General features: G+C 65.8%; 1 protein-coding gene. It reads right to left on the bottom strand.

Annotated elements, in window-relative coordinates:
• Positions 1-452 (bottom strand): IS66 family transposase zinc-finger binding domain-containing protein (locus AB3X99_RS40935; RefSeq protein WP_368662072.1); only part of this gene is annotated, 452 nt, incomplete at its 3' end.
• Positions 453-459: the final 7 nt, after the last annotated feature.

Below are 459 nucleotides of genomic sequence, written 5' to 3'. Positions count from 1 at the left end.
CCTGGGCCGGCGAGACCGCGTTCGATGGGACGACTCGGTGCAGGCGCCTGAGCGATGTGGTCGCAACACACGCACGCAAACTTCGGGCGCACATGACGGATGACCCGGAAGCTGGCCGGCACGTACTCAAGCTGTTCGGCGACGTCTTCGCCCAGCGGCTTCATCTCGCCGCCACACTCCGCGCACCTCCCGGCAGATTCGGGCAAGTGCGTCCGGATCTCGCGCGGCAGATGTTCAGGCAGTGGCTTGCGCGGCGCCTGTTCCACAGCGGTGCGCGGCGTCTTCTGGATTTCGACCGGCGCCGCGCCTTCGTCGGCCTCAAGCTCTTCGAGGCGCAGCTCGAGTTGCTCGATCTGATGGTCCAGTTTCTCCGACTTGCGACCGAACTGCATACGGCGCAGCTTGGCAATGAGCAGCTTCAGGTGTTCGACTTCGGCGACGCGCGAAGCCAGCGCGGCT

Source organism: Paraburkholderia sp. BR10882, from assembly GCF_040948855.1.
GTDB lineage: Bacteria > Pseudomonadota > Gammaproteobacteria > Burkholderiales > Burkholderiaceae > Paraburkholderia > Paraburkholderia nodosa_A.
This window is presented reverse-complemented; position numbering and strand designations above follow the sequence as displayed.